General features: G+C 72.7%; 27 protein-coding genes. 20 read left to right on the plus strand and 7 right to left on the minus strand.

Annotated elements, in window-relative coordinates:
- Window positions 1-55: 55 nt before the first annotated feature.
- The 3 genes from ACSU6L_RS19945 to ACSU6L_RS19955 all read right to left on the minus strand — a co-directional run bounded on the left by ACSU6L_RS19945 (window position 56) and on the right by ACSU6L_RS19955 (window position 3,078).
- Entirely contained in the window at window positions 56-1,012 is a 957-nt protein-coding gene (locus ACSU6L_RS19945; RefSeq protein WP_437058617.1) for a S1C family serine protease, read from the minus strand.
- A gap of 134 nt (window positions 1,013-1,146) precedes the next feature.
- Window positions 1,147-2,184, minus strand: coding sequence for a LacI family DNA-binding transcriptional regulator (locus ACSU6L_RS19950; RefSeq protein ID WP_437058619.1), 1,038 nt, complete (start codon window positions 2,182-2,184; stop codon window positions 1,147-1,149).
- Window positions 2,185-2,292: 108 nt separating this feature from the next.
- Window positions 2,293-3,078, minus strand: a complete 786-nt coding sequence (locus ACSU6L_RS19955) for a response regulator transcription factor (protein WP_073941727.1) — start codon at window positions 3,076-3,078, stop codon at window positions 2,293-2,295.
- A gap of 302 nt (window positions 3,079-3,380) precedes the next feature.
- On the opposite strand from ACSU6L_RS19955, the gene ACSU6L_RS19960 reads away from it, so the two are divergent.
- The 8 genes from ACSU6L_RS19960 to ACSU6L_RS19995 all read left to right on the plus strand — a co-directional run bounded on the left by ACSU6L_RS19960 (window position 3,381) and on the right by ACSU6L_RS19995 (window position 8,525).
- The gene (locus ACSU6L_RS19960) at window positions 3,381-4,268 is read left to right on the plus strand and encodes an alpha/beta hydrolase (protein WP_437058621.1); all 888 of its coding nucleotides are present in this window, start codon (window positions 3,381-3,383) and stop codon (window positions 4,266-4,268) included.
- Between the two features lie 39 nt (window positions 4,269-4,307).
- Window positions 4,308-4,562, plus strand: a complete 255-nt coding sequence (locus ACSU6L_RS19965; RefSeq protein WP_073941815.1) for a MoaD/ThiS family protein — start codon at window positions 4,308-4,310, stop codon at window positions 4,560-4,562.
- An 8-nt stretch (window positions 4,563-4,570) separates the two neighbouring features.
- Window positions 4,571-5,746, plus strand: coding sequence for a hypothetical protein (locus tag ACSU6L_RS19970; protein WP_437058623.1), 1,176 nt, complete (start codon window positions 4,571-4,573; stop codon window positions 5,744-5,746).
- Window positions 5,747-5,843: 97 nt separating this feature from the next.
- On the plus strand, window positions 5,844-6,575 hold the full coding sequence (locus tag ACSU6L_RS19975) for an LmeA family phospholipid-binding protein (RefSeq protein WP_437058625.1): 732 nt from the start codon (window positions 5,844-5,846) through the stop codon (window positions 6,573-6,575).
- A 197-nt stretch (window positions 6,576-6,772) separates the two neighbouring features.
- Window positions 6,773-6,853 carry a putative leader peptide gene (locus ACSU6L_RS19980; protein ID WP_350203226.1) on the plus strand — a complete coding sequence of 27 codons (81 nt, stop codon included), beginning with the start codon at window positions 6,773-6,775 and terminating at the stop codon, window positions 6,851-6,853.
- 130 nt (window positions 6,854-6,983) lie between these two features.
- Entirely contained in the window at window positions 6,984-7,823 is an 840-nt protein-coding gene (locus ACSU6L_RS19985; RefSeq protein WP_073941723.1) for a sulfurtransferase, read from the plus strand.
- Window positions 7,824-7,865: 42 nt separating this feature from the next.
- On the plus strand, window positions 7,866-8,156 hold the full coding sequence (locus tag ACSU6L_RS19990; protein WP_073941722.1) for a DUF1416 domain-containing protein: 291 nt from the start codon (window positions 7,866-7,868) through the stop codon (window positions 8,154-8,156).
- Between the two features lie 90 nt (window positions 8,157-8,246).
- Complete coding sequence (locus tag ACSU6L_RS19995) at window positions 8,247-8,525, plus strand: DUF3099 domain-containing protein (RefSeq protein WP_073941721.1); 279 nt, start codon at window positions 8,247-8,249, stop codon at window positions 8,523-8,525.
- A 38-nt stretch (window positions 8,526-8,563) separates the two neighbouring features.
- Here the strand turns inward: ACSU6L_RS19995 and ACSU6L_RS20000 are convergent, their stop codons facing one another.
- Complete coding sequence (locus ACSU6L_RS20000) at window positions 8,564-8,926, minus strand: DsrE family protein (RefSeq protein WP_437058628.1); 363 nt, start codon at window positions 8,924-8,926, stop codon at window positions 8,564-8,566.
- A 219-nt stretch (window positions 8,927-9,145) separates the two neighbouring features.
- Between ACSU6L_RS20000 and ACSU6L_RS20005 the strand changes: the two genes are divergently transcribed.
- The 3 genes from ACSU6L_RS20005 to ygfZ are packed head-to-tail and all read left to right on the plus strand — an operon-like array spanning window position 9,146 to window position 11,168.
- Window positions 9,146-9,721 carry an FABP family protein gene (locus ACSU6L_RS20005; protein WP_437058630.1) on the plus strand — a complete coding sequence of 192 codons (576 nt, stop codon included), beginning with the start codon at window positions 9,146-9,148 and terminating at the stop codon, window positions 9,719-9,721.
- A gap of 33 nt (window positions 9,722-9,754) precedes the next feature.
- The gene (locus tag ACSU6L_RS20010) at window positions 9,755-10,192 is read left to right on the plus strand and encodes a Fur family transcriptional regulator (RefSeq protein WP_073941718.1); all 438 of its coding nucleotides are present in this window, start codon (window positions 9,755-9,757) and stop codon (window positions 10,190-10,192) included.
- Window positions 10,193-10,202: 10 nt separating this feature from the next.
- Window positions 10,203-11,168 (plus strand): CAF17-like 4Fe-4S cluster assembly/insertion protein YgfZ, encoded by a 966-nt coding sequence (gene ygfZ, locus ACSU6L_RS20015; RefSeq protein ID WP_437058633.1) that lies wholly within the window; start codon window positions 10,203-10,205, stop codon window positions 11,166-11,168.
- On the opposite strand, the gene dtd is transcribed toward ygfZ, so the two are convergent.
- On the minus strand, window positions 11,165-11,590 hold the full coding sequence (gene dtd, locus ACSU6L_RS20020; protein ID WP_437058635.1) for a D-aminoacyl-tRNA deacylase: 426 nt from the start codon (window positions 11,588-11,590) through the stop codon (window positions 11,165-11,167). The genes ygfZ and dtd overlap by 4 nt on opposite strands.
- Window positions 11,591-11,726: 136 nt before the next feature.
- Between dtd and ACSU6L_RS20025 the strand changes: the two genes are divergently transcribed.
- The 7 genes from ACSU6L_RS20025 (at window position 11,727) to ACSU6L_RS20055 (ending at window position 18,855) form a co-directional block, all read left to right on the plus strand.
- A complete protein-coding gene (locus ACSU6L_RS20025) occupies window positions 11,727-12,338 on the plus strand; it encodes an RsiG family protein (RefSeq protein WP_073941715.1) in 612 nt (203 codons plus the stop codon).
- A 96-nt stretch (window positions 12,339-12,434) separates the two neighbouring features.
- Window positions 12,435-13,691, plus strand: coding sequence for a GNAT family N-acetyltransferase (locus tag ACSU6L_RS20030; protein WP_437058638.1), 1,257 nt, complete (start codon window positions 12,435-12,437; stop codon window positions 13,689-13,691).
- A gap of 252 nt (window positions 13,692-13,943) precedes the next feature.
- The gene (locus ACSU6L_RS20035; protein ID WP_437058640.1) at window positions 13,944-14,858 is read left to right on the plus strand and encodes a winged helix-turn-helix domain-containing protein; all 915 of its coding nucleotides are present in this window, start codon (window positions 13,944-13,946) and stop codon (window positions 14,856-14,858) included.
- Between the two features lie 58 nt (window positions 14,859-14,916).
- Window positions 14,917-15,804: a GntR family transcriptional regulator gene (locus ACSU6L_RS20040; RefSeq protein ID WP_437058642.1), complete on the plus strand. Its 888-nt coding sequence runs from the start codon at window positions 14,917-14,919 to the stop codon at window positions 15,802-15,804.
- A complete protein-coding gene (locus tag ACSU6L_RS20045) occupies window positions 15,804-16,553 on the plus strand; it encodes an HAD family hydrolase (protein ID WP_437058644.1) in 750 nt (249 codons plus the stop codon). Before ACSU6L_RS20040 ends, ACSU6L_RS20045 begins: the two co-directional genes overlap by 1 nt.
- Window positions 16,554-16,836: 283 nt before the next feature.
- Window positions 16,837-17,682, plus strand: coding sequence for a GntR family transcriptional regulator (locus ACSU6L_RS20050; protein WP_437058646.1), 846 nt, complete (start codon window positions 16,837-16,839; stop codon window positions 17,680-17,682).
- Between the two features lie 69 nt (window positions 17,683-17,751).
- The gene (locus ACSU6L_RS20055) at window positions 17,752-18,855 is read left to right on the plus strand and encodes a phosphotransferase family protein (protein WP_437058648.1); all 1,104 of its coding nucleotides are present in this window, start codon (window positions 17,752-17,754) and stop codon (window positions 18,853-18,855) included.
- 19 nt (window positions 18,856-18,874) lie between these two features.
- Here ACSU6L_RS20055 and ACSU6L_RS20060 read toward each other — a convergent pair whose 3' ends face one another.
- Complete coding sequence (locus tag ACSU6L_RS20060; protein WP_437058650.1) at window positions 18,875-19,843, minus strand: zinc-binding dehydrogenase; 969 nt, start codon at window positions 19,841-19,843, stop codon at window positions 18,875-18,877.
- Between the two features lie 104 nt (window positions 19,844-19,947).
- Here ACSU6L_RS20060 and ACSU6L_RS20065 point away from each other — a divergent pair, with 104 nt between their 5' ends.
- Both ACSU6L_RS20065 and ACSU6L_RS20070 read left to right on the plus strand, forming a co-directional pair.
- On the plus strand, window positions 19,948-20,562 hold the full coding sequence (locus tag ACSU6L_RS20065) for a TetR family transcriptional regulator (protein ID WP_437058652.1): 615 nt from the start codon (window positions 19,948-19,950) through the stop codon (window positions 20,560-20,562).
- Between the two features lie 81 nt (window positions 20,563-20,643).
- Entirely contained in the window at window positions 20,644-22,701 is a 2,058-nt protein-coding gene (locus ACSU6L_RS20070) for a HelD family protein (protein ID WP_437058654.1), read from the plus strand.
- 24 nt (window positions 22,702-22,725) lie between these two features.
- Here the strand turns inward: ACSU6L_RS20070 and ACSU6L_RS20075 are convergent, their stop codons facing one another.
- Window positions 22,726-23,583, minus strand: coding sequence for a nitroreductase/quinone reductase family protein (locus ACSU6L_RS20075; RefSeq protein WP_437058656.1), 858 nt, complete (start codon window positions 23,581-23,583; stop codon window positions 22,726-22,728).
- Window positions 23,584-23,686 lie beyond the last annotated feature (103 nt).

The raw sequence follows: 23,686 nt of genomic DNA on the forward strand, positions 1-23,686 counted from the left end.
TCGGGTGCGGTGGTGGACGTGGCGTGGTCTGACGCTGTCAGCGTCGCACGTTTGCTCAGCCGCTCGCGCCCGCCCGCAGCTCCGCCAGGTCGGCCTTGACGGTGTTGACCGGGATGGCGAAGCCGAGGCCGACACTGCCGGCGTCGGACGAGGAGGATCCGCTCGCGGAGTACATCGCCGAGTTGATGCCGATGATGTTGCCGTTCATGTCGATCAGCGCGCCGCCGGAGTTGCCGGGGTTCAGGGACGCGTCGGTCTGGATGGCCTTGTACGTCGTGGTGGACGACCCGGTGTCGCCGTTGAACTCCTGACCGCCGAACTCGAACGGCCAGCCGCCGCCGGGCTGCCGCTGCTGCTGTCCCTCGTCGGTGGAGACGGTCACGTCACGGTCAAGGGCGGAGACGATGCCGCTGGTCACCGTGCCGGTCAGGCCCTCGGGGGAGCCGATCGCCACGACCTGGTCGCCGACCTGCACGCCGTCGGAGTCGCCGAGCGTCGCCGCCGTCAGCCCGGAGGCGTCGTCCAGCTTGATCAGGGCGAGGTCCTTGCTGCTGTCGGTGCCGACGACCTGGGCGGTGTACTCCTTGCCGTCGCTGGTCGTCACCTTGATCTCCGAGGCGCCGGAGACGACGTGGTTGTTGGTGATGATCTCGCCGTCGCCGGTGATGATCACACCGGAGCCGGTGGAGGATCCCGCGTTGGAGGTCGCGCCGATCTCGACGATGCTCGGGCTGACCGCCTCGGCGACCCCGGCGACCGTGCCCTTCTGGCTCGACGGCACGACGTTGGTGCTGGTGCTGCTGCTCGCGGCGACCGTGTCGTCGCCGGTCAGCTCCTGGATGCCGTACGCCGTGCCGCCGCCGATCGCGGCCGCGACGATCGCCACGGCGGTGAGCAGTGCGACAGGACCGCGCTTCTTGGCGCGCCGCCGGGTCACGGGCTCCGTCGGAAGCGCGGTGGGCTGGTACGCCGGCGGGGGCGGCCACTCCGGATTCACGTTGCTCTCGGTCATGGACAGGAGCTTGTCGCCCGACCATGAGAGCTGCCTGAGTGCTCCCTGAGAAGCCCGGCAGAACCTCGTATGCCCGATATAAAGCCGCTGCCGAACAGCCGCCGCCGTACGCCGCCGCTGTGCAGCCGCCGCCGTCAGCCGGAGGCGGGCTCCGCGCAGCCGCACGACCGCCGCACCACCAGCCGCGACGGGAACACCTTCAGCCGCTCCCGGCGCGACCCCGCCACCCGCAGGCCGTCGTCGAGGACGAGGTCCACCGCCGCCCGGGCCATCGCCGAGCGGTCGGAGGCGATCGTGGTCAGGGGCGGGTCGGCGAGGGCCGCCTCCTTGATGTCGTCGAAGCCGGCCACGGCCAGCTCGCCCGGCACGTCGATGCGCAGCTCGCGCGCGGCGCGCAGCAGACCGATCGCCTGGTCGTCGGTGGAGCAGAAGATCGCCGGGGGCCGGTCCGGGCCGGACAGCACGTCCAGGCCCACCCGGTAGGCGTCGTAGCGGTTGTACGGCGCCTCGAAGAGCCGGCCCTCGGTGGACAGGCCGGCCTCCGCCATCGCGCGCCGCCAGCCCTCGACGTGGTCGGAGACGGGGTCGCCGACGGCGGGGGTCTCGGCGGTGCCGCCCATACAGGCGACGTACTCGTAGCCGTGCTCGAGGAGGTGGCGTACGGCGAGCTGGGCGCCGCCCAGGTCGTCGGTGGTGACGGCGACGTCGTCGATGGACTCGGGGCGCTCGTGCAGCAGCACCACGCGCGCGTCCCAGGCCTCGATCTCGGCGGCCGCCAGATCGTTCAGCGCGTGGGAGACGAGGATCAGTCCGGACACCCGCATTCCGAGGAACGCCCGCAGGTAGTGGACCTCGCGTTCACCGACGTAGTCGGTGTTGCCGACGAGGACCATCTTCCCGCGCTCGGACGCGGCCTGTTCGACGGCGTGCGCCATCTCCCCGAAGAAGGGCTGGCGGGCGTCGGGGATGATCAGGCCTATCAGGTCGGTGCGCCGGGAGGCCATCGCCTGGGCGACCCGGTCGGGCCGGTACCCCAGTTCCTTGATCGCGGCGAGGACACGCTCGCGCGTGGCCGGGGCGACCGGCCGGGGTCCGTTGTTGATGACATAGCTGACGACGGCGGTCGAAGTTCCCGCCAGCCGCGCCACATCATCCCGAGTCACCTTGGCCACGCGCGGAGTCTACGCGGAGAGACCCGCTCTGGGCAGGGCGTCTTGAGTGTTGGCCGCGCCCGTCCGGGATACCGGCCCGCCGTGCCGTGGCGCGGGCCGGTGCGCCGGTCAGGCCTCGCCGGCGACGGAGGCGGGCACGCCGTCCGTCTCGTCCGCTTTCGCCCGGTCCGCCTTGGCCGCCCGGTCCGCCTTGGCCTTGGCCTCCTCGGCGGCGCGCTCCACCTTCTCCGGGGTGACGAACCGGTACCCGACGTTGCGGACGGTCCCGATCAGCGACTCGTGCTCCGGGCCGAGCTTGGCGCGCAGCCGTCGTACGTGGACGTCGACGGTGCGGGTGCCGCCGAAGTAGTCGTAGCCCCAGACCTCCTGGAGCAGCTGGGCGCGGGTGAAGACCCGGCCCGGGTGCTGGGCGAGGTACTTCAGGAGCTCGAACTCCTTGAAGGTGAGGTCGAGGACCCGGCCCTTGAGCTTGGCGGAGTAGGTCGCCTCGTCGACCGAGAGGTCGCCGTTGCGGATCTCCATCGGGGAGTCGTCGTTGACGATCTGCTGGCGGCCCATGGCGAGCCGCAGCCGCGCCTCGACCTCGGCCGGGCCGGCGGTGTCGAGGAGGACGTCGTCGATGCCCCAGTCGGCGGTGACGGCGGCGAGGCCGCCCTCGGTCACGACGAGGATCAGGGGACAGCCGGGGCCCGTCGAGCGCAGCAGCTGGCAGAGGCTGCGGACCTGCGGGAGATCGCGGCGGCCGTCGATCAGGATGACGTCGGCACCCGGGGTGTCGACGAGTGCCGGTCCTTCCGCCGGGGCCACTCGCACGTTGTGCAGGAGCAGGCCGAGGGCGGGAAGCACCTCCGTCGACGGCTGGAGGGCATTGGTCAGGAGCAGCAGAGAACTCATCGCACTCCACCTGCCCGGGTCGTCTCACGCTCGTGCACGGTTCGCTCGCCCATAACGTCTGGTTCCTCCTCGGTCCCTGCGATGGGGGTACCGCCCACGCTTTCGCTGTGGGGGAGTTTGCGGCACTGCTTCGTACGGTGCGGCTCCCCGCGCCCCTGGGATCCGCGACGGCCCTCGCGGGCCGCTATGCGTTCGACGGCCCGTACACCTGCGGTTTCCCGCGTCGTATACAACGCTTCCGAAAGCACAAAAGGACCCGGGGGCTACGCTGCCCGAGTCCTCTGCCAAGCAGAATAGCCCACATGAGCTCAGGTCCGGCAGGTCATGTGGCCCGATCCACGCCCCGTTCCACCGTTCGTCCACACTCCGAGACGGCCGGGCTGATCGGTTCCGCGCGATTGCGTACGTATCTGCACACGTCGGACGGGGTGCGGATCGAAGCCGTATACGATCCGGCGGCCGTTGTATACGACGCAGCGGGTGCCACCTCGCCGGACGCCTCACGGCCATCCACCGATCACCCCGTGTTCGTGATAGCCCACGGCTTCACCGGTGATGTGGACCGCCCGCACGTGCGCCGGGTCGCGCGCGCCCTGGCGCGCCACGGCGCCGTCGTCACCTTCTCCTTCCGCGGCCACGGCGCCTCCGGTGGCCACTCCACCGTCGGCGACCGCGAGGTCCTGGACCTGGCCGCCGCCGTGGACTGGGCCCGCGCCCTCGGGCACGCGCGCGTGATCACCGTCGGCTTCTCCATGGGCGGCTCGGTGGTGCTGCGGCACGCGGCGCTGCACCGGGAGCAGGAGATCGCCGCGGTGGTCTCCGTCAGCGCCCCGGCGCGCTGGTACTACCGGGGCACGGCACCCATGCGCCGGCTGCACTGGCTGGTCACCCGGCCCGCGGGCCGCCTCGTCGGCCGCTACGGCTTCCGCACCCGCATCCACCACCGCGACTGGGACCCGGTCCCGCTCTCCCCGGTCGAGGCGGTCCCGAGGATCGCGCCCACCCCGCTCCTCGTCGTCCACGGCGACCGCGACGGCTACTTCCCGGTGGACCACCCGCACATGCTGGCCGCGGCCGCCGGCCAACACGGCGAGCTGTGGCTCGAACCAGGCATGGGCCACGCGGAGAACGCGGCCGACGACGCCCTCCTGGACCGCATCGGCGACTGGGCCGTCGGCGCGGCGGGCTAGCCTGGCAGCGTTCACGAGTGGACTGACGTGAGGGACGAGATGGCAAAGGTCACGGTGCGCTACTGGGCCGCCGCGAAGGCCGCGGCCGGGGTCGCCGAGGAGGCGTACGAGGCGGGCACGCTCGCCGACGCGCTCACCGCGGTGCGGGAGCGGCACCCCGGCGAGCTCGCGCGGGTGCTGCGGCGATGCTCGTTCCTCATCGACGGCGATCCCGTCGGGACCCGCGGGCATGAGACGGTACGGCTGGCCGACGGCGGCACGGTCGAGGTGCTCCCGCCGTTCGCAGGAGGGTGACCAGACCGATGAGCAACCAGCCGTACGACGGGATGTACGACGGGCAGTACCCAGGGCGGTACGAAGGGCAGTACGAAGGGGAGTACGAAGGGGAGTACGAGGGGGCGCCCCAAGGGGGGTACCAGGGGTACGACCAGTACCAGCAGCAGCCCCAGTACCCCCAGGGTCAGTACCACCCCGACCAGTACCCCCAGTACCCCCAGGACCCGTACCAGCAGGCCCAGCCCCAGTACCAGGGGCAGTACGCCGCCGCCCCGCCCACCCAGCAGTGGGAGGGCCGGACCTGGGACACCCAGGCCCAGTCGGCGACGGCGGGGTACGCGCCGCGGCAGGCGTACGTGCCCGAGCAGCCGTACGAGCCGCGGACGGCCGTGGCCGAACCGGCTCCGGCACAGGCTCCGGCGCCCGAGCCGTCCGCGCCGCTCACCGCGGCCCAGCGGGCCCGGCTCGAAGGCCGTTCCCCGATCATCGAGCCCGGCCTGCAGCCCGCCGCGCTGACCGCGCTGCTCGGTCTGCTGCTGTCCGGCGCGGCGGCGGTCGGCTCCTGGGCGCTGCTCGTGCCGCTCGTCGCCCTGCAGGCGGTCACCGCGGCGGGCTGGTTCCGGCTGAACGGCATGTGGCCGGCCCGGCAGGGCATCGCGCTGGCGTTCCTGGGCGCGCTGACCGCGGACGCGGCGCTGCTGGTGGCGGGCCGGGACAACGGTCCGGTGGCGATCCTCGGCACGCTCGGCGTCTGGGTGCTGCTGTCGCTGGTCCTCCAGCTGCGTTCGCACGCCGACCCGGACGAGCGGCTGTACGGCCTGATGGCCACGGTCGTCTCGGCGGCCCTGGCGGTCGTCGCGACCGGCTACCTGGCGGCCGAGCCCGACGCGGTGACGATCGGCGCGGCGGCGGTCGCGGTCGCGGTCCTCGCCCGGGCGCTGCCGCTGCCGACGCCCGTGTCCGTCGTCGTCGCGCTCCTCGCGGCGGCCGGCGGCGGCTTCGCGGCGGGCGGCCTGACCGGTGCCGGCTCCGGGACGGACGGCGCGCTGCTGGGCGCGGCGGCCGGAGTGTGCGCCCTGATCGGCCACCGGGTCGCGAGCTACGACTACCCGTCCCGGTTCGTGCACTTCACGGCCGGTGTCGCCCTCCCCCTGAGCGCGGCCGCGCCGGTGGTGTGGGTGCTGGGGCGGACGCTGGGCTGACCGGCCCGCGCCTGTCACAGATGATCCACAATCTCGGGGCCCGGCCGCCCGGCCGGGTTACCTTGGCCCTCGTTGCCGAAGGCCAAAGTGGGGAAACATGCGTGCGCTGCGAATAGTTCTGATCGTCGTCGTGATCCTCGGGGGACTCTTCGTGGCCGCGGACCGGCTCGCCGTGAACTTCGCCGAGGGGGAGGCCGCGGACAGGCTGAGGACCAGCGAGAACCTCGCGGAGACCCCGGACGTGTCGATCAACGGCTTCCCGTTCCTCACCCAGGTGGCGGGCGGTGAGCTGGACGACGTCGAGGTCGGCATCGACGACTACGAGGCCGCGACGGGTGACGGCGAGAACATCCGGATCGACGACCTGACGGCGCACATGAAGGGCGTCGAGTTCTCCGGCGACTACAGCTCCGCCACGGCCGCCTCCGCCACCGGCACGGCGACCATCGCCTACGACGAACTGCTCAAGGCCGCCAAGTCCGAGCCCACCGAGGTCGCCCCCGGCGTCACCGCCCGCGTGGTGAGCCTCGCCGACGGCGGCAAGGGCAAGATCAAGGTCGGGCTGGAGGCGGAGGTGCCGGTGCTCGGCACCCAGCGGCTCTCGGTGCTGAGCACGGTCGCCGTCAAGGGTGACACCGTGGAGGTGCGCACCGACTCCCTGCCGGAGCTGGCGGGCCTCGACCTCGCCGAGGAGTCGGTCCGCGAGATCACCGACTTCCAGCAGGCCATCGACGACCTTCCGGGCGGCATCCGGCTGGACAAGGTGGAGGCGGCGCCGGACGGCGTGGAGATCACGGTGCGGGGTTCGAACGTCCAGCTGGTCGGGTAGGACCCGGCCGCACCACCCGCTCTGTCCGAAAGGCGAGACAACCGCGTCCGCCAAACAGGTGTGACCGCCGCTACACGCGCCCGGAAGCCGTACGCCCAAGGCTCCGGGCGCTTTCTTGTCTCGAAAAGCGGACGATCGCGTCTCATCATGCGACACGCCGGTGACATGCCCGCCCGTCCGTCCCTACGATCGACGACATGAAGCGACAGGCGGATCTCACGAAGCGGCGGGCAGTAGACCTGTGCCGCGTTGCCGCCATGCTCTGTCGCACCGTCTGAGCGGCAGCACCGCCTTCCGCGTTCACCCCCCGCCCTGCTCAGGGCACCCGTGCGCCGCGCCGCCCCGCGGCATCCGAGCGCACCCTCTCACTCGCACGCCCCGCCGCAACTGCCCCGGAGGAGAAAGAGCATGAGCCGCAGCGACGTCCTGGTCGACGCCGACTGGTTGCAGGACAACCTGGACAACCCCGACATCGCGATCGTCGAGGTGGACGAGGACACGTCCGCGTACGAGAAGAACCACATCCGCAACGCGATCCGGATCGACTGGACGCAGGACCTGCAGGACCCGGTCCGCCGTGACTTCATCGACCAGGAGGGCTTCGAGAAGCTCCTGTCGGCGAAGGGCATCGCCAACGACACGCTGGTGGTCCTCTACGGCGGCAACAACAACTGGTTCGCGTCCTACGCCTACTGGTACTTCAAGCTCTACGGCCACGAGAACGTCAAGCTCCTCGACGGCGGCCGCAAGAAGTGGGAGCTGGACGCCCGCGAGCTGGTCGAGGAGGTGCCCGAGCGCGCCGCCACCGAGTACAAGGCCAAGCCGCAGAACACCGCCATCCGCGCCTTCCGCGACGACGTCGTGGCGGCCATCGGCTCCCAGAACCTCGTCGACGTGCGTTCCCCCGACGAGTTCTCCGGCAAGCTGCTCGCCCCGGCCCACCTGCCGCAGGAGCAGTCGCAGCGTCCGGGTCACGTCCCGAGCGCCCGCAACATCCCGTGGTCGAAGAACGCCAACGACGACGGCACGTTCAAGTCCGACGACGAGCTGCGCAAGCTCTACGAAGAGGAGAGCGTCGACCTCTCCAAGGACACCATCGCCTACTGCCGTATCGGCGAGCGCTCGGCCCTGACCTGGTTCGTCCTGCACGAGCTGCTCGGTGTCGAGAACGTCAAGAACTACGACGGCTCCTGGACCGAGTACGGCTCCCTCGTCGGCGTGCCGATCGAGCTCGGCGCCAACAAGTAACCCCTCCCGACCGACCTTTCAAGACCTCTTCAGGAGTACGACATGTGTGGAGCGAAGGCCGGCGGCCCCGACGCCTCGACGATCAAGCCCGGTGAGACCACCATCCAGGGCCAGGTGACCCGCGACGGCGAGCCGGTGACCGGCTACGTCCGCCTCCTGGACTCGACCGGCGAGTTCACCGCGGAGGTCCCCACCTCCGCCACGGGCCAGTTCCGCTTCTACGCGGCCGAGGGCACCTGGACCGTCCGCGCCCTCGTCCCCGGCGGCACCGCCGACCGCACGGTCGTCGTCGCCGAGAAGGGCGACCTGGCCGAGGTCGCGATCGCGGTCTGACGAGGACGGCACCCCGTACGGCGGAAGGGCCGCACCCCCGGGTTGGACGCCTGGGTGCGGCCCTTCGGCCTGCCTGCCTACTCTGGACGTATGTACGCACGGCGGCGTCATACGTACTTCGCCATGATGGGCATCTGCCTGGTGCTCTTCGTCCTGGCCTGGGGAGTCGTCCGCCTCTGGTCGACCGAGGTGGCCGTCGGCATGTGCGTGGTCGCCATGCTGATCCCGCCGGTCGCCGCGATGATCGCCAACCGGCGCGGCCCCGACGACCGCTGGTGGGACGACCCCTCCGGCGACCCGCAGTCCGACGAGTGGTGGGACGAGCTGGACGGCAAGAAGCACCCGGGATCCGGCGAGACGCGCCAGTAGGAAGAGCGTCGAGCGCCGCCCTCTCGGCAGTGCCCGTCTCAGTACACGAGCGCCTGCGTGTCCTCCGCCAGCGCCTCCTGGACGAAGACCTGCGCGCCCGCGATCCGCACGCCCTCGATGACGTCGTTCTCCGTGATCTCCCGCCGGGCCGCGCACTGGGTGCACAGGGTGAGCTTGCCGGCCGCGAGCACCGAGTCGATCAGGTCGGGCAGCGGTGCCGCGTGCGGCAGCTCGAACTCCGCCGCCCGGCCGGGCAGCGCGAACCAGGCGCTCTCGCCGGTCAGCCACACGGAGACGTCCACCCCGCTGGCCACGGCCACCGCCGCCACCGTGAACGCCTGCGAGCAGCGCTCGGGGGCATCGGCCCCCGCGGTCACCTTGATCACGAGCTTCTTCGCCATAGCCGGAATCGTAGTGCTCGAGGCACCCGCGTAAGCTGGGCCCCGGCCTTGTGTACCGCTCACCCTCGCCCAACAAGGAGCACGCCGTGGAGCTCTTCTTCGAAATCCTGCTGGTCCTGGTCGCCGTCGGCGTTCTCGCCTTCGCCGGCCTGACCGTGAAGAAGCTGTACCAGGGCCAGCGCTGACCCCCTCGACAGGAATAGCCAGGAAACGCCGCTCATGATCGAGATCCCGTCCGACCTCCACAAGGACCTGGTCCCCCTCGCCTTCCTGCTCGGAAACTGGGCGGGCGCGGGCGTGCACGACTTCCCCGGCTCGGAGAAGTGCAACTTCGGGCAGGAGGTCACCTTCACGCACGACGGCCGGGACTTCCTGGAGTACCGCTCCCACACCTGGGTGCTGGACAACGACGGCAACAAGGTGCGGCCCCTGGAGTCGGAGCACGGCTTCTGGCGGATCGACGCCGACCGCAAGGTCGAGGTGACGATGACCCGCGACGACGGCGTCATCGAGATCTGGTACGGCGAGCTCGCCCACCAGAAGCCGCAGATCGACCTGGTCACCGACGCCGTCGCCCGCACCGCCGCCTCCCGCCCGTACAGCGGCGGCAAGCGGCTCTACGGCTACGTCAAGAGCGACCTGATGTGGGTCGGCGAGAAGCAGACCCCCGAGGTCGAGCTGCGCCCCTACATGTCGGCCCACCTGAAGAAGGTCGTCACCCCGGAGGACGTCGAGCGCTGGGCGAAGGCCCTGCCCGACGACATGCCTGACGACGGCATCGCCTTCTTCAAGTAAGCCCTCGCGCACGGGCGGCCTACACTTTCCGGTGTGGTGAGCACCGACTGGAAGAGCGATCTGCGGCAGCGCGGCTACCGGCTGACCCCGCAGCGGCAACTCGTGCTCGAAGCCGTGGACACCCTGGAACACGCGACCCCCGACGACATCCTCGTGGAAGTGAGGAAGACGGCGTCGGGGGTCAACATTTCCACGGTGTACCGGACGCTGGAGCTGCTGGAGGAGCTGGGGCTGGTCAGCCACGCGCACCTCGGGCACGGGGCGCCCACGTACCACCTGGCCGACCGGCACCACCACATCCACCTGGTGTGCCGCGACTGCTCCGACGTCATCGAGGCGGATCTCGGCGTGGCCGCCGAGTTCACCGCCAAGCTGCGCGAACAGTTCGGCTTCGACACGGACATGAAGCACTTCGCGATCTTCGGCAGGTGCGAGAACTGTTCCCTGAAGAGTTCAAATACCGAGTCGTAGGCTTGGAGCCATGAAGAGCCCCCTGCTGTCCCTGCCCGGCGCCGTCCCCGCCGAGGGTGTGGACGAAGGCGTCGCCGCCCACTACGGCGACCTGTTCCGCGAGCAGCGCACCCTCGCCGACGGCACCGGTTTCGTCGACCTCTCGCACCGCGGAGTCGTCACCGTCTCCGGCGAGGACCGGCTGAGCTGGCTGCATCTGCTGCTCACCCAGCACGTCAGCAACCTGCCCGCCGGCGAGGCCACCGAGGCGCTGATCCTCTCCGCGAACGGCCACATCGAGCACGCGTTGTACCTGGTGGACGACGGCTCGACGGTCTGGGCGCACATCGAGCCCGGCACCCAGGACGCGCTGATCCAGTACCTGGAGTCGATGAAGTTCTTCTACCGGGTCGAGGTCGCCGACCGCACCGCCGACTTCGCGGTCGTCCACCTGCCCGCCGGTTCCATCGCCGAGGTCCCCGAAGGCGTCGTCGTACGGCAGACCGCGCACGGCCGTGACCTGTTCCTGCCGCGGGAGCGGCTGGAGGAGTACGCCGGGCAGGCCGGCCCGGCGGCCGGGCTCCTCGCCTACGAGGCGCTGCGCGTCGAGCACCACCGCCCCCGCCTCGGCTTCGAGACCGACCACCGCACCATCCCGCACGAGCTGGGCTGGATCGGTACCGCCGTGCACCTGCAGAAGGGCTGCTACCGCGGCCAGGAGACCGTCGCCCGGGTGCAGAACCTGGGCAAGCCGCCGCGCCGGCTGGTCTTCCTGCACCTGGACGGCAGCGAGGTCCATCTGCCCACCCACGGCACCGAGATCCGCCTCGCGGACGACGGCCCCGACGGGCGGAAGATCGGCTTCATCACGACGTCCGTACGCCACCACGAGCTGGGCCCGGTCGCCCTCGCCCTGGTGAAGCGGAACGTGCCCCTGGACGCCCGGCTGGTCGCCGGGGACACGGCGGCCGCCCAGGAAGTCGTCGTAGCGCCCTAGATCTCGATGAGGACGGTGAACGGGCCGTCGTTCGTGAGCGACACCCGCATCTGCGCGCCGAACCGGCCCGTCTCCACCGTCGCGCCCAACGCCCGCAGCTGGGCGACCACCTCGTCGACCAGCGGCTCGGCGACCTCGCCGGGCGCGGCCGCGTTCCAGGTGGGGCGGCGGCCCTTGCGGGCGTCGCCGTAGAGCGTGAACTGGCTGATCACCAGGAGCGGGGCGTCGATGTCGCTGCAGGACTTCTCGTCCTGCAGCATCCGGATCGACCACAGTTTGCGGGCCAGCTGGGCCGCCTTCTCCTTGGTGTCGTCGTGGGTCACGCCCACCAGCACGCACAGGCCCTCGCCGATGATCTCCCCGACGGTCCGGCCGTCCACCACGACGCTCGCGCCGTCCACCCTCTGCACCACTGCTCGCATATGACCATCATGCCGTGGCTGCTTTTCGATCCCTAACCCGTCCATCTGGGGCCGTTCGGGGGCACTCGGTCACATAGCGGCCACTTGGGGTGGCACGATGCTTCCCACACACCGGTCGAGGGGACGGTAGAGGCACATGAGCACACCGAGCACGGGCGAGGAAGTGGGGACGCTGCGGCCGCCCGCGCAGCGCACCGGCAGTCCCGACGGCGGTGAGGGCGGCGACCGGCCACCGCTGCTGCCGGAGCCGCCCCAGCCCGACCTGGCCGCGCTGAGCCTGCCCGAGCTGCGCACGCTGCGCCGGGACGCCCAGCGCGACGAGGCCGACCTCAGCTATGTACGGCGGCTGCTGCAGGGGCGGATCGACATCCTGCGCGCGGAGCTGGCGCGGCGCGGGCCCACCTCGGTGGTGGCGGTGGGCGAGGCGTCCGTGGTGGAGCGGCTGCCGGAGATCCTGACCGACGCCCCGGCCCGGCACCGCTCCTCGGCCCGCCACGTCACGGTGGGGACGCCGCAGCGCGAGGAGTACCGGCGGCTGGCGGCCGAGATGCTGGCCGAGGTCGAGCTGTCCGCGCTGGACGCCCGTACCGACGCGGAGCTGACCGACGGGATCGGCCGGCTCGTCCGCTACGAGCAGCAGGTGTCCCGGCGCCGCCAGGGGCTCCAGCGCACGGCCGACGACTGCAGCGCGGAGATCGCCCGACGGTACCGCGACGGGGAGGCACAGGTCGACGACCTGCTGCTGTGAGGTCCGGTCCGCGGGGCCGGCCGGCATTCGGCGAGATCCGTTCGACGCGCTGAAATCCCCGCGACGGCCCGCGTGCCGGACGCCTACCGTGGCGCCATGAGCGACCGCGACGACCTCGACATACGACCGATCACCGAGGACGAGATCCCGCACTGGCTGCGGGCCATGGCCACCGGATTCCTGCAGAGCGAACCCTTCACCGAGGAGGTGCTCGCCGCCCGCGCCGCCGCGATCGTGCCGGAGCGCACCCTCGGGGCCTTCGACGACGGCCGGTGTGTGGCGACGCTGAGGTCGTTCCCCCAGGAGCTGACGGCGGTCGGGGGCGCCGTGGTGCCCTCCGACGCCGTCACGAACGTGACCGTGTCCCCGACGCACCGCCGGCGCGGGCTGCTCACCCGCATGATGGGCCGGGACCTGGCGGCGGCGAAGGAGCGCGGGGACGTGGTGGCGACGCTGATCGCCGCCGAGTACCGGATCTACGGGCGTTACGGCTTCGGGCCCGGCACCACGGCCGCCGAGTGGACGATCGACGTGCCGCGCGCCGGGCTGGACCCGCGGTGGGCGGGCCCGGAGGACGGTGGGCGGATCGACCTGGTCGACGGCGCCGAGGTGCGAAAGCTGGGCCCCGAGCTGCACGAGCGGGTGCGGCGCGCGACGCCCGGCGCGGTGGACCGCGCGGACCGCTGGTGGCAGGTCAACACCGGGGCGCTGCGCGTCTGGGCGCAGTGGAAGGAGCCGTTCTACGCGGTGTACCGCTCGGCGGGCGGCGAGGTCGAGGGCATGGTGGCGTACACCGCCGACGACAAGTGGGGCGACGCCAAGCAGCCGCTGAACACGGCCACCGTGCAGTGGCTGATCGCGTCGGACCCGGCCGCCGAGCGGGCGCTGTGGCGGTTCCTGTGCTCCGTCGACTGGATCACCACGGTGAAGACGGGCTACCGGGCCCCGGACGACCTGCTGCCGCTGTTCCTGCCGGACCCCCGCGCGGCCGGGATCACCACGCAGGCGGACTGGATGTGGGTGCGGATCCTGGACGTCGTACGGGCGCTCGAGGCGCGGACGTACACGGGGGCCGGGCGGCTGGTGCTGGAGGTCGTCGACGCGGGCGGGTTCGCCGGCGGGCGGTATCTGCTGGAGGCGGACGGGGACGGCAGCGGGGTCTGTACGGCGACCTCGCGGGACGCCGATCTCACGCTGGACGTGTCCGACCTCGGGTCGCTGTGGCTGGGGGACGAGTCGGCGGTGCGGCTGGCGGCCGCGGGGCGGGTGGTGGAGACACGAGCGGGCGCCGCCCAGGTGGCCGACGCCCTGCTGCGCTCGTCCAGGCGTCCCTGGTGCCCGGACTCGTTCTGAGCCTCCTTCCGTGGTGGTCCGACAGGTTCACGCATCCGTAGCGTGCTCTTCAGTTGTGGTTGTCGTGCGGTGGTGCCGACCGGCCGGGCTCCCGGCTCCCCTCCGGAGGGGAGTCCGGCCAACCTTCGGTAAGTTCGACCATGTCGCCTGAGTTGGCGGCCAACTTTACTGTGGTTATCTCCACTTGGAAGCGACTCATAACCACCTGTCGGTGAACTGCCGCAAGATGGCGGGAAGTTGTAGCGTTCGGGCGTGGAGCCGGAACACGCCTCCGCCAATGGGCGGAAGAGGCCTCAGCCGCCACACCGGTCACCCCACGAGGTGGCCGACGAGCTGCGCGCGCGGATCAGGTCCGGGGCGCTGCGGCCGGGCCAGCGCATGCCCACCCAGGCTCAGCTGGCGGACGAGTTCGGCGTCGAACGCGCGGCCGTCCGGCAGGCGCTGCGCATCCTGCACGCCGAGCGGCTGCTGACCAACCTGTCCAAGGGCAGCCCGGCGACCGTCGCGATCCCCGACCGGGCCGCCGCCACCGCGGGCCCCGCCGCCGTGCCGCTGCCCACCACGGTGGCGCTCGCCCCGCGCGTCGCCGCCGCCTTCGCGGCCCCGCACGTGCGGATCGACGCCCTGTGCCTGACCTCCGTCTCGCTGACCCTCGCCATCGGGGAGCCGCTGCGCCGCATCCACGCGGGCGAGCTGAAACCGGCCAAGGTCGACGTCCGGGTGCTGCTGCCCTCCCGGGACATCGCGCTCGCCTTCCCGGCGCCCGCCGGCCCGGCGGACCCGGCCGGCGCTGATCTGCTGCACCGGCGCTGGCTGGCGCAGCGCAACGCCCAGGGGCAGGTGCTGCGGCACAACCTGCGCGCCCTGCGCGCCTCGCACGGCGTCGACGTACGGGTGTCGTTCCGGGCGCTGCCGTTCACCCCGCCGGTGAAGCTGTACCTGGTCAACGGCTCGGAGGCGCTGTTCGCGTACTACACGCTGCGGCGCCGGGAGGAGGAGATCGACCACGAGCAGCTCCAGCTGTACGACGCCGAGGGCACCCGGTCGATGCTGTTCTCCTTCGAGCGGGGCGCGGGCCTGCGGGACGCGGCGTTCGTGGAGCAGTCGCGGCTGTGGTTCGACGCGCTGTGGGAGACGATCAGCACGGAACTCCAGCTCACCGGCTGACCGGAGTTGGCTGCCAACTCCCAAACAACTCCCGGAAGATGGCATTGAGTTGTAGCGTTTGGCCGTGACCCAGGAGAACGTGGCCGTGCACGACGGCAGACGGCACACCGCCCAGGAGATCGCCGCCCGCCTGCGCGAACGCATCCGCGACGGCCGGCTCAGGCCGGGCGACCGGCTGCCCACCCAGGCCGCGCTCGCGGGGGAGTTCGGCGTGGAGCGCGGCACCGTCCGCCAGGCCCTGCGCGTCCTGCACGAGGACGGACTGCTCACCCATGTCACCAAGGGCAGCCCGCCGCGCGTCGCCGGTCCCGCCGTACCGCCCGCCGACGCGCCCCAGCCCGTGATGGTCGGCCTCGCCCCCCGCCTGGCCCACGCCTTCACCGCCCCGCGGGTCCGCGTCGACGCCGCCTGCCTGACCGCGGAGACGCTGATGCTGGCCCTCGGCGAACCGCTGCGGATGATCCACGAGGGCCGGATCCGCCCCGAGTCGATCGACGTGCGCATCCTGCTGCCCTCCCGCGACATCAACCTGGCCTTCCCGGTCCCGGTCGAACAGCACGGCGACGGCGACCCCGACCCCGTCCACCGGCGCTGGCTGGCCATGCGCAACGCCCAGGGCCACGTCCTGCGCCACAACCTCCAGTCGCTGCGCGCCTCGCACGGCGTCGACGTACGGGTGTCGTTCCGGGCGCTGCCGTTCACCCCGCCGGTGAAGCTGTACCTGCTCAACGGCTCGGAGGCGCTGATCGCGTACTACATGCTGGCCCGCCGCGAGGAGCCCACCGACGCCGGACCGCTGCCCACCTACGACGTACGGGCCACCGAGTCGCTGCTCTTCTCCTTCGACCGGGGCGCCGGCCGGCGGGATGCCTCTTTCGTGGAGGAATCGCAGAAGTGGTTCGACGCCCTCTGGGAAACCATCACCCGGGACCTGACACTCTCCTAGTGACTTCTGATACGACACGGACCGAACCGGTGGCGAACCCGACCGACCGGCTGCGGGAGCTGGTCACCCGTGCCGATGTCGTGCTGTGGGACTTCGACGGACCGATCTGCCGGCTGTTCGCCGGGCATCCGGCACCCGACGTGGCCGGCGGTCTCGTCGGCTGGCTCGACGGCCGCGGGCTGCGCGGACTGCTGACCGAGGCGGAGCAGGGCACCGCCGATCCACAGGTCGTGCTGCGCGCCGCGCACCGCGCGGGGCTCGGCCGGAGCGTGGTCGCGGAGCTGGAGGAACGCCTCACCCAGGAGGAGCTGCGGGCCACCGCCACGGCGATGCCCACCGCCTGGGCCGACCCGCTGATCCGCACCTGGACCGCGGTCGGCGCCCGGCTGGCCGTGGCCTCCAACAACTCCCCGCGGGTGGTCGGCGCCTACCTCGCCGGCCGGGGTCTGACCGGATGCTTCGGCCCGCACATCTACGGCCGCGACACGGACCTGCACCGCCTGAAACCGGACCCGTACCACCTCAACCGCGCCCTGACCGCCCTGGCGGCCGAGCCTTCCGCGGCCCTGTTCATCGGCGACACCCCGACGGACCACGAGGCAGCCCGAAGCGCGGGCGTCCCGTTCCTGGGCTACGCCCGCAACGACCGCAAGGAGCGACTGCTGAGGGAGGCGGGCGCGAGCGACGTCATCGGCTCACTGGAGCCGGTGCTGCGTGTACTCAGGGGGCAAGGGCAACCCACCCCCTAGGGGACGTCTCGCCGATCATGCCGGGCTCGCGGCGCCTGGCACCGCGCCTCGCCGCGTTGTCGTCACTCGCCGATTCCCCCAAGCTCTCGGCTCCGCTCGAGCAGGGGGACCCCCATCGCATCGGCTCCCTCCTCCGCCTTGCGACGCACGGCACCAGACGCCGCTCCCTGATCCGGCCTGATCGACGAGACACCCCCTATGGGCGCGGGGCCGTATCGATCTGCGGCTCCGCCGCGTGGGCGCGACCAGCCACGCACAACCCGCACTCGAAGGACGACCGCAAGTGAACGCCACCGAAATCGCCGACGAACTGAGAAGCCGTATGCGCGACGGCCGCCTGGAGGTCGGCGCCAAGCTGCCCACCCAGGCCGAACTGGCCGAGGAGTTCGGCGTGGAGCGCGCGACCGTACGCCAGGCGCTGCGCGCCCTGCACGAGGCGGGCTGGCTGGCCAACGCGGGCCGGGGCAGCCCCCCGACCGTCGCCGAGCCCCCGGCCGGCGGGCAGGAGCCGCAGCCCACACTCGTCGCCCTCGCGCCCCGGCTGGAGGCCGCGTTCGCCGAGCCCCGGGTGCGGATCGACGCCGCCTGCCTGACCGCGGAGACCCTGCTGCTGGCCATGCACGCCCCGATGGCGCTGGTGGAGTCCGGCGCGGTCCGCCCCGAGTCGGTCGAGGTCCGCATCCTGTTGCCGCACAGGGACGTCCGGCTGCTGTACCCGTCGCCGGCCGACGGCTGGGGCGCGGACGCGGCGGTGGACGAGGCGGTGCACCGGCGGTCCGTGGCGCAGTACGACGCGCAGCTCACCGTGCTCCGCCAGTACTTCCGCACCCTGCGCGCCGACCACGGCATCCCGGCGGTCGTCCGCTTCCGGACGGTCCCGAACACCCCGCCGCAGAAGGTGTACCTCCTCAACGGCACCGAGGCGCTGCTCGCGTTCTACATCCCGGCCCGCCGGACCGTCGACGTGCAGTCCGAGCCGCGCGAGCTGTGGGACGCCTGGGGCACCCGGTCGCTGCTCTTCCGGCACCACGCGGCCCACGGCGAGCGGGACGCGCTGTTCGTGGCGGAGGCGCAGAAGTGGTTCGACGCGGTGTGGGAGATGCAGGGCCCTGACCTGCGGGAGCCGTGACACCGCCGAACGAGTGGCGTGTCGGCCCCCGATGCCGTTCCGGCCCGTCCCGGCCACTAGCCTCCCGCCATGCCCCCTGTGTCACCGCGAGCGCGCCAGGCGCTGGTACGGCGTCTGCTGGACCGCGGGCTGCACGGCCCGGGCGGGGTCCTGGAGGTCGTGCAGGGCCACCACAACACCAACTACGTGCTGCGCTGCGGCCCGCTGCTCGCGCTGCTGCTGGGCACCACGCCCTACGCGCGGGTCAAGTACCGGGTGCCGCTGGTGACGGTCGAGGTGGTGCCGCGGATCTGGCCGCGCGAGGCGGACGTGCTGCGCGTCGTCTGCCGGCATCTGCGTGAGGTGCCGCGCTGTCTGGCCGTACTCGGCGACCACTCCCTGCACCGGTACCGGACGGGCCGGGCACTCAGCGAGGCCAATCCCGACGGGGAGGTCGGGGAGGCGCTGATGCGGGAGTTCGCCGCGTTCTTCGTGCGGACCGCCCGGGTGCCGGTGGCGCAGTTGCCGCCGCCGCCCGCGGGCTGGCCGGCGGACGGCGACAGCGACGGGTTCCTGCGCCGGCTGGCCGACTTCACCGAGCGGCGCGTGCACCGGCCGAACCGGGCCAGGTTCGGCGCGCTCTTCGACGCGGTGGGCATCCCCGAGGACGCGATGGCGGTCTTCCTCACCCACCACACCGGCCTCACCTCCCGCCCCTTCACGCTGCTGCACACCGACGTCCACCGCGCCAACGTGGTCGTCCGCCGCGGCCGGATCGCCGTGATCGACTGGGAGCTGGCCATGTACGGCGACCCGCTGCACGACCTGGCCACCCACCTCGTCCGCATGGGCTACGGCAAGGAGCAGCAGGACCGCATGACCCGGCTGTGGGCGCGGGCCATGACGGAGGCCGGGCTGTCCGACCTCGCCGCGGGCCTGGCGGACGACCTGGGCGCCTATGTGGCCTTCGAGTACGCCCAGTCCGTCTTCCCCGACACCATGCGCGCGGCCCTCGCCCTCCCGGACCGCCCGCAGGACGCCCACTTCCGGGCGGCGGCCGAGCGGGTGAGCCGGGCACTGGGCCGGGCCCGCGAACCGCTCCGGCTGGTGGACGTGCCGGACGGTGAGCGGATCGAGGAGGCGCTGCGGGAGTGGCACGGCGGCCACGCGCCGCCTCCCGCGGCCTCTCCCTGACGGCCCGCCGCAGCCGCCGTCAGCGCCGGGCCGCCAGCACGACCTTGCCCACCACGCCCCGCCCCTCGATCAGCCGGTGTGCGCGGGCCGCCTCATCCAGCGGTACGACCTCCCCGACCACCGGTGCGAGCCGCCCGGCCGCCGCCTCCGCGAAGGCCAGCGAGCGCAGCCGGGCCACCTCCCCGGCGGGGTACTGCGCGTCGGCGATGCCGTACAGCGTGATGCCGTGCCGGGCGGCCTCCGCCCGGTCCAGGTCGGCGAAGCCGCCGGTCGGGGCGCCGTGGGCGGAGAAGCGCCCGCCGGGAGCGGTGAGCGGCAGGGCGGCGGTGCCGAGGGAACCGCCCACTCCGTCGAGGACGACGTCGGCGGCCCCGCCGAGGGCGGCACGGGCCCGCTCCGGCCACTCGGGGGCGGTGACGTCCACCGCCTCGTCGGCGCCGAGCCGCCGGACCAGCTCCAGTTTCCGCGCGCCCCGGGCCGCGGCCACCACACGCGCCCCCCGGGCCCTGGCCAGCTGGACCAGAAGGGCGCCCATGCCCCCTGAGGCGCCGAGGATCAGCACTCGGTCCCCGGCCGTGACGGCGGTCCGCTCCACGAGGCCGACCGCGGTCACCCCGTCATGGACCAGTGCTGCCGCCGTGAGCGGGTCGAGGCCGTCCGGGACGGCGGTCAGGGCGTCGGTGGCTGCGAGGGCGCGCTCGGCGTAGCTGCCGTCGACGAACGCGGCGACCCGGCGCCCCAGCCACTCGGCGTCCGCCCCGGGACCCAGCGCCCGTACGGTCCCGGCGACCCCGCCGCCGGGTACGTACGGCGGCCGGACGGTGAAGTACTCGCCGCCCCAGCCCGCCCGGATCTGGGTCTCGACGAAGATCGTGTCGGTGTGGGAGACCTCGATCAGCACCTCCGCGGGGCCGGGGACGGGATCGGGCACCTCCACGGGGACCAGCACCTCCGGGCCGCCGAACTCCTTCACCTGTGCCGTGAGCACCGCACACCTCCGCGTCTCGGGATCGTCGCTTCCGTGCGCAGTCTTCGACCTCGACCGGACTTGAGGTCAAGGGGCACCGGCGAGACGACCGTAGGCTCGTGGCCATGGGTGAGATCGGGCTGCGCGAGCGCAAGCGGCAGCGGATGTACCAGGTGGTGTCGGACCTCGCGATCGGGCTGTTCCTGGAGAAGGGGTTCGACGCGGTGTCGGTCGCCGAGGTGGCCGCCGCGGCGGAGATCTCCAAGCCGACCCTGTTCCGGTACTTCCCGGCCAAGGAGGACCTGGTCCTGCACCGGATCGCCGACCACGAGGGGGAGGCGGCGCGCGTGGTGGCGGGGGCGTCCGGCGCGCCGCTGACCGCGCTGCGGCGGCACTTCCTGGCCGGCCTCGACCGGTGCGACCCGGTCACCGGCCTCAACGACGACCCCGGCGTGCTGGCCTTCCACACCCTGCTCTACGGCACCCCGGCCCTGGTGGCCCGGCTGCTCGGCCATCTGGAGCGCTCGGAGGCCGCGCTCGCGGAGGCGCTGGGCGGCGACCTGGACGCCCGGCTGGCCGCCGGGCAGATCATCGCGGTGCAGCGGATCCTGGCGGGCGAGAACTGGCGGCGGATGGCGGCGGGGGAGCGGGCGGCGGACGTCCGGGGGGACGCGGTGGCGGCGGCGGAGCGGGCGTTCGACGTGCTCGCTGCGGGGCTGCCGCACCTGGCCGACCGCTGACCGGCGAGCGACGCCCCCCGGCAGTTGCGTGACTAAGTAAAAAAGTTAACTCGGTAACGCCTTTCCGGTACGCTCGACGGAATGACGTCACCCGACCCCGCCCTCCAGCACGCCCTCCGACACGAACGCGCCCACCACGACCGCTGCCGCGCCGCCCTCGCCGCCATGGTGGACGGCGCCCAGGACCAGGTCGTCACCGGCGAGGACGTCTCCGCCTCCGGCGCCGACGCCGAAGTCCTCGGCCACCGCCTGCGCACCCAGGCCAGGGACCTCCGGGAACTCCCCGAAGGCCCGCTGTTCTTCGGCCGCCTCGACTTCACCGCCGAGGCGACGCGGAGCCCCGGCCCCCTCCACATCGGCCGGCTCCGGATCACCGAGCACCCCACCGACCCGCCCCTCGTCGTCGACTGGCGCGCCCCCGTCTCGCGCGCCTTCTACCAGGCGGGCCCCCGAGACCCGCAGGGCGTCGCGGTCCGCCGCCGCTTCGGCTGGGCGCCCGGCAGCAGAGGCGACTCCGCGGACCTGACCGGCCTGGAGGACGAACGCCTCGACGGCGGCGGGACCGTGACCGACGGGACCGTGACCGGCGAGACCGGCGAGGCCGGCGCGCTCAGCGTCCTCGTCGCCCGCGAGATCGAACGCCCCCGTGTCGGCCCGATGCGGGACATCGCCGCGACCATCCAGCCCGAGCAGGACGACCTGGTCCGCGCGGACCTCACCGCCTCGGTGTGCGTGCAGGGCGCCCCAGGCACCGGCAAGACCGCCGTCGGCCTGCACCGCGCCGCCTACCTGCTCTACACCCACCCGCAGCGCGTCCGGCGCGGCGGACTGCTGATCCTCGGCCCCAACCGCACCTTCCTCACCTACATCGCCGAGGTGCTGCCCGCCCTCGGCGAGACCGGCGTCCGGCAGTCGACCGTGCAGGACGAGATCGCCCGCCACCCGGTCACCGGCACCGACGACGAGCGGGCCGCCGCCGTCAAGCACGACGCCCGGACGGCCGAGGTGCTGCGGCGGGCGCTGTACGCGCGGGTCCGCCCCGACGCCTTCGAGGACTCCCTCGCCGTCCCCGACGGCACCTCCCGGTGGCGGGCCTCCGCCGACGAACTGCGGGCGATCGTCGCGGACGTACGCGCCGAACAGCCGCCGTACGCCGTCGGGCGGGAACGGGTCCGCGCGCGCGTGGTGGCCGTGCTGCGGGCGCGGGCCGAGCGGCGCGGCGGGCCCCGCACCACCGCCTGGGTGCGGCGCATCGAACGCGCGCGGGCGCTCGGGGCGTGGCTGGACGCCGTATGGCCGCGCGTGCGTCCGGAGGAGGTCGTCGCCGGGCTGCTCGGGGACCCCGACGCCCTCGCGGAGGCCGCCGACGGACTGCTGGACGCCGACGAGCAGAAGGCGCTGCTGTGGCCCCGCCCGCCGCGCTCCTGGAAGTCGGCGCGCTGGTCGGCCGCCGACCTGGTCCTCCTCGACGAGGTCGCCGGGCTGATCGAGCACCCCGAGGGCTACGGCCATGTCGTCGTCGACGAGGCGCAGGACCTCTCCCCGATGGAGTGCCGGGCCATCGCCCGCCGCTCGGTCTACGGCTCCCTCACCGTCCTGGGCGACCTGGCCCAGGGCACCACCCCGTGGGCGGCCCGCGACTGGTCCGTACCGCTGCGCCACCTGGGCAAGCCGGACGCGGCCGTCGTACCGCTGACCACCGGCTTCCGCGTCCCGCCGGCGGTCCTTGCCCTCGCCAACCGGGTGCTGCGCCGGCTGGACGTCGCCGTCCCGGAACCCCGCTCGCCGCGCCGGGACGGCGAGGTGACGGTCCGTGAGACGGCAGACGTGCCCGGCGCGGTCGTCACGGCCGTACGGGACGCCCTGCGCCGCGAGGGGTCCGTCGGCGTCATCGCCGCCGACGCGCACCTTGCCCCGGTGCGGGAGGCGCTGGCCGGGGCCGGGATCGCGGCGGCCGGCGAGCGGGTGGCGGTCGTACCCGCGAGCCTGGTCAAGGGCCTGGAGTACGACCACGTCGTCGCCGTCGAGCCGGCCGCGATCGCCGAGGCGGAGGAGCGCGGCATGCACCGGCTGTACGTGGTGCTGACCCGGGCCGTGTCCACCCTGACGGTGGTGCACGGGCGGCCACTGCCGTTCTAGGAGCCTCCAGGGGCCTGGCGGGGTTCAGCCGAGGAGCGGCAGCAGCTGCTCCTCCTCGTACGCCAGATGCGCCTCCAGCTCGGCGGCCAGCCGCTCGACCTCCGCGCGGGCGGCGGCCGGGTCCGTCACCGTCCCGTCCACCGCGCGGCGCAGTTCCTCCATCAGGGCGGCGACCCGCTCGTGCTCCTCTTTCAGGCGGGCGATCGCCGGGGCGGACTCCGGGTGGCGGTCCTCGAGGTACGGGAAGAGGGCTATGTCCTCGCCGGTGTGGTGGTTGTGCAGACCGTGGCAGAAGGTGAGGCAGTTGGCGCGGAGCTGGGCGCCCAGCGTGGTGCCGGTTCCGCTCATCTCCTTGCGCAACAGGGTGAGTTCCCGGCGGAAGGCGTCGTGAACGATCATGATCGCCTCGGCCATGGACCCGGCGTTGACGTGCGGCGGCCCGTCGCTCGGGAGCTCCTGGAGGGCGATCACCGGGATCACCCGGCCGCCCGCCTTCTCCTGGTACGCCGCCCAGCCCCGGTCGCTCTCCACGGCCCGCGCGAACATCTCGTCCCGCTCCTTGCCGGTGAGCGGGACGGCCCGCGCCCGGTACGTGAACGCGCCGGTCTCCACGGTGACTTCGGGGTGGGCCAGCAGATTGTGGTACCAGGCGGGATGCCGGGGGGAGCCGCCGGCCGAGGCGATGACGAGGATGCGCTCGGCGCCGTCGGGGAGATAGCCGACCGGCGTGGTGTGCGGCTTCCCGGAACGGGCGCCGGTGGTGGTCAGCAGGATCATCCGGGCGCCCTCGAACATGCCGCTCAGGCGGCCGTGGTTGGCGCGGAACTCGTCGATGACGCGCTGGTTGAACAGGTTGAAATCGTTGGACGGATCGTCGGGCAATGCTCTTCCTCACTCCGTGGTCTTCGCTGGTTCGCGGTGTTCACGGAGTCGAAGGCGGGCTTCTCGCCCTTCCCCGAGCTCTTGGCAGAGCTCGAGCAGGGGA

This window comes from Streptomyces sp. enrichment culture (assembly GCF_964272855.1).
GTDB lineage: Bacteria > Actinomycetota > Actinomycetes > Streptomycetales > Streptomycetaceae > Streptomyces.

Coding starts and splice junctions, on each gene's coding strand:
- ACSU6L_RS19945 (WP_437058617.1), bottom strand. CDS start 1,012: ATGACCGAGAGCAACGTGAATCCGGAGTGGCCGCCCCCGCCGGCGTAC.
- ACSU6L_RS19955 (WP_073941727.1), bottom strand. CDS start 3,078: ATGAGTTCTCTGCTGCTCCTGACCAATGCCCTCCAGCCGTCGACGGAG.
- ACSU6L_RS19960 (WP_437058621.1), top strand. CDS start 3,381: ATGAGCTCAGGTCCGGCAGGTCATGTGGCCCGATCCACGCCCCGTTCC.
- ACSU6L_RS19965 (WP_073941815.1), top strand. CDS start 4,308: ATGGCAAAGGTCACGGTGCGCTACTGGGCCGCCGCGAAGGCCGCGGCC.
- ACSU6L_RS19970 (WP_437058623.1), top strand. CDS start 4,571: ATGAGCAACCAGCCGTACGACGGGATGTACGACGGGCAGTACCCAGGG.
- ACSU6L_RS19975 (WP_437058625.1), top strand. CDS start 5,844: ATGCGTGCGCTGCGAATAGTTCTGATCGTCGTCGTGATCCTCGGGGGA.
- ACSU6L_RS19980 (WP_350203226.1), top strand. CDS start 6,773: ATGAAGCGACAGGCGGATCTCACGAAGCGGCGGGCAGTAGACCTGTGC.
- ACSU6L_RS19985 (WP_073941723.1), top strand. CDS start 6,984: ATGAGCCGCAGCGACGTCCTGGTCGACGCCGACTGGTTGCAGGACAAC.
- ACSU6L_RS19990 (WP_073941722.1), top strand. CDS start 7,866: ATGTGTGGAGCGAAGGCCGGCGGCCCCGACGCCTCGACGATCAAGCCC.
- ACSU6L_RS19995 (WP_073941721.1), top strand. CDS start 8,247: ATGTACGCACGGCGGCGTCATACGTACTTCGCCATGATGGGCATCTGC.
- ACSU6L_RS20000 (WP_437058628.1), bottom strand. CDS start 8,926: ATGGCGAAGAAGCTCGTGATCAAGGTGACCGCGGGGGCCGATGCCCCC.
- ACSU6L_RS20005 (WP_437058630.1), top strand. CDS start 9,146: ATGATCGAGATCCCGTCCGACCTCCACAAGGACCTGGTCCCCCTCGCC.
- ygfZ (WP_437058633.1), top strand. CDS start 10,203: ATGAAGAGCCCCCTGCTGTCCCTGCCCGGCGCCGTCCCCGCCGAGGGT.
- dtd (WP_437058635.1), bottom strand. CDS start 11,590: ATGCGAGCAGTGGTGCAGAGGGTGGACGGCGCGAGCGTCGTGGTGGAC.
- ACSU6L_RS20025 (WP_073941715.1), top strand. CDS start 11,727: ATGAGCACACCGAGCACGGGCGAGGAAGTGGGGACGCTGCGGCCGCCC.
- ACSU6L_RS20030 (WP_437058638.1), top strand. CDS start 12,435: ATGAGCGACCGCGACGACCTCGACATACGACCGATCACCGAGGACGAG.
- ACSU6L_RS20055 (WP_437058648.1), top strand. CDS start 17,752: ATGCCCCCTGTGTCACCGCGAGCGCGCCAGGCGCTGGTACGGCGTCTG.
- ACSU6L_RS20065 (WP_437058652.1), top strand. CDS start 19,948: ATGGGTGAGATCGGGCTGCGCGAGCGCAAGCGGCAGCGGATGTACCAG.
- ACSU6L_RS20070 (WP_437058654.1), top strand. CDS start 20,644: ATGACGTCACCCGACCCCGCCCTCCAGCACGCCCTCCGACACGAACGC.